2 rRNA genes are annotated in these 3,295 nt (G+C 51.1%); both read right to left on the reverse strand.

Annotated features, from left to right (window positions below):
* A 5S ribosomal RNA gene (gene rrf / locus CAG47_RS27525) occupies window positions 1-82 on the reverse strand; the annotation flags it as partial.
* Window positions 83-238: 156 nt separating this feature from the next.
* A 23S ribosomal RNA gene (locus tag CAG47_RS27530) occupies window positions 239-3,130 on the reverse strand.
* Window positions 3,131-3,295: the final 165 nt, after the last annotated feature.

A 3,295-nucleotide genomic window follows, 5' to 3' on the forward strand; every position in this document is an offset into this window, starting at 1 on the left:
CCACACTACCATCGGCGATGCATCGTTTCACTTCTGAGTTCGGGATGGGATCAGGTGGTTCCAACGCTCTATGGTCGTCAAGAAATTCGGGTACTGAGTCGTGACCAAGTGGTCTCGCTTCAGCAAATTGGGTATGTGACAGCTTTCGGTGTTTTGTGAGATTCGAACTTTCGGTTCATTGCGTCTTCACACACCGCAATCTGGCCTCTTTCGAGTTCGCAAATTGCTTGGGTGTTATATGGTCAAGCCTCACGGGCAATTAGTATTGGTTAGCTCAACGCCTCACAGCGCTTACACACCCAACCTATCAACGTCGTAGTCTTCGACGGCCCTTCAGGGAACTCAAGGTTCCAGTGAGATCTCATCTTGAGGCAAGTTTCCCGCTTAGATGCTTTCAGCGGTTATCTTTTCCGAACATAGCTACCCGGCAATGCCACTGGCGTGACAACCGGAACACCAGAGGTTCGTCCACTCCGGTCCTCTCGTACTAGGAGCAGCCCCTCTCAAATCTCAAACGTCCACGGCAGATAGGGACCGAACTGTCTCACGACGTTCTAAACCCAGCTCGCGTACCACTTTAAATGGCGAACAGCCATACCCTTGGGACCGGCTTCAGCCCCAGGATGTGATGAGCCGACATCGAGGTGCCAAACACCGCCGTCGATATGAACTCTTGGGCGGTATCAGCCTGTTATCCCCGGAGTACCTTTTATCCGTTGAGCGATGGCCCTTCCATACAGAACCACCGGATCACTAAGACCTACTTTCGTACCTGCTCGACGTGTCTGTCTCGCAGTCAAGCGCGCTTTTGCCTTTATACTCTACGACCGATTTCCGACCGGTCTGAGCGCACCTTCGTACTCCTCCGTTACTCTTTAGGAGGAGACCGCCCCAGTCAAACTACCCACCATACACTGTCCTCGATCCGGATAACGGACCTGAGTTAGAACCTCAAAGTTGCCAGGGTGGTATTTCAAGGATGGCTCCACGCGAACTGGCGTCCACGCTTCAAAGCCTCCCACCTATCCTACACAAGCAAATTCAAAGTCCAGTGCAAAGCTATAGTAAAGGTTCACGGGGTCTTTCCGTCTAGCCGCGGATACACTGCATCTTCACAGCGATTTCAATTTCACTGAGTCTCGGGTGGAGACAGCGCCGCCATCGTTACGCCATTCGTGCAGGTCGGAACTTACCCGACAAGGAATTTCGCTACCTTAGGACCGTTATAGTTACGGCCGCCGTTTACCGGGGCTTCGATCAAGAGCTTCGCGTTAGCTAACCCCATCAATTAACCTTCCGGCACCGGGCAGGCGTCACACCCTATACGTCCACTTTCGTGTTTGCAGAGTGCTGTGTTTTTAATAAACAGTCGCAGCGGCCTGGTATCTTCGACCGGCGTGGGCTTACGCAGCAAGTGCTTCACCCTCACCGGCGCACCTTCTCCCGAAGTTACGGTGCCATTTTGCCTAGTTCCTTCACCCGAGTTCTCTCAAGCGCCTTGGTATTCTCTACCCAACCACCTGTGTCGGTTTGGGGTACGGTTCCTGGTTATCTGAAGCTTAGAAGCTTTTCTTGGAAGCATGGCATCAACCACTTCGTCACCCAAAGGGTAACTCGTCATCAGCTCTCGGCCTTAAGATCCCGGATTTACCTAAGATCTCAGCCTACCACCTTAAACTTGGACAACCAACGCCAAGCTGGCCTAGCCTTCTCCGTCCCTCCATCGCAATAACCAGAAGTACAGGAATATTAACCTGTTTTCCATCGACTACGCTTTTCAGCCTCGCCTTAGGGACCGACTAACCCTGCGTCGATTAACGTTGCGCAGGAAACCTTGGTCTTTCGGCGTGGGTGTTTTTCACACCCATTGTCGTTACTCATGTCAGCATTCGCACTTCTGATACCTCCAGCAAGCTTCTCAACTCACCTTCACAGGCTTACAGAACGCTCCTCTACCGCATCACCTAAGTGATACCCGTAGCTTCGGTGTATGGTTTGAGCCCCGTTACATCTTCCGCGCAGGCCGACTCGACTAGTGAGCTATTACGCTTTCTTTAAAGGGTGGCTGCTTCTAAGCCAACCTCCTAGCTGTCTAAGCCTTCCCACATCGTTTCCCACTTAACCATAACTTTGGGACCTTAGCTGACGGTCTGGGTTGTTTCCCTTTTCACGACGGACGTTAGCACCCGCCGTGTGTCTCCCATGCTCGGCACTTCCAGGTATTCGGAGTTTGCATCGGTTTGGTAAGTCGGGATGACCCCCTAGCCGAAACAGTGCTCTACCCCCTGGAGTGATACATGAGGCGCTACCTAAATAGCTTTCGAGGAGAACCAGCTATCTCCGAGCTTGATTAGCCTTTCACTCCGATCCACAGGTCATCCGCTAACTTTTCAACGGTAGTCGGTTCGGTCCTCCAGTCAGTGTTACCTAACCTTCAACCTGCCCATGGATAGATCGCCCGGTTTCGGGTCTATACCCAGCGACTAAACGCCCTATTAAGACTCGCTTTCGCTACGCCTCCCCTATTCGGTTAAGCTCGCCACTGAATATAAGTCGCTGACCCATTATACAAAAGGTACGCAGTCACAGAACAAAGTCTGCTCCCACTGCTTGTACGCATACGGTTTCAGGATCTATTTCACTCCCCTCTCCGGGGTTCTTTTCGCCTTTCCCTCACGGTACTGGTTCACTATCGGTCAGTCAGTAGTATTTAGCCTTGGAGGATGGTCCCCCCATATTCAGACAAAGTTTCTCGTGCTCCGTCCTACTCGATTTCATTGACAAGAGATTTTCGCGTACAGGGCTATCACCCACTATGGCCGCACTTTCCAGAGCGTTCCGCTAATCTCAAATCAACTTAAGGGCTAGTCCCCGTTCGCTCGCCACTACTAAGGGAATCTCGGTTGATTTCTTTTCCTCAGGGTACTTAGATGTTTCAGTTCCCCTGGTTCGCCTCTTGCACCTATGTATTCAGTGCAAGATAACCAGCTTATGCTGGCTGGGTTCCCCCATTCAGAGATCTCCGGATCAAAGTCTGTTTGCCGACTCCCCGAAGCTTTTCGCAGGCTACCACGTCTTTCATCGCCTCTGACTGCCAAGGCATCCACCGTATGCGCTTCTTCACTTGACCATATAACCCCAAGCAATCTGGTTATACTGTGAAGACGACATTCGCCGAAAATTCGAACTTCTCAATTAAGAGAACTCACAAATTTTACCTTAGCCTGATCCGTTACCAGTGAAAGTAACGTTCAGTCTATCTTTCTATCACATACCCAAATTTTTAAAGAACGAT

Source organism: Pseudomonas sp. R37(2017), assembly GCF_002113375.1.
Lineage (GTDB): Bacteria > Pseudomonadota > Gammaproteobacteria > Pseudomonadales > Pseudomonadaceae > Aquipseudomonas.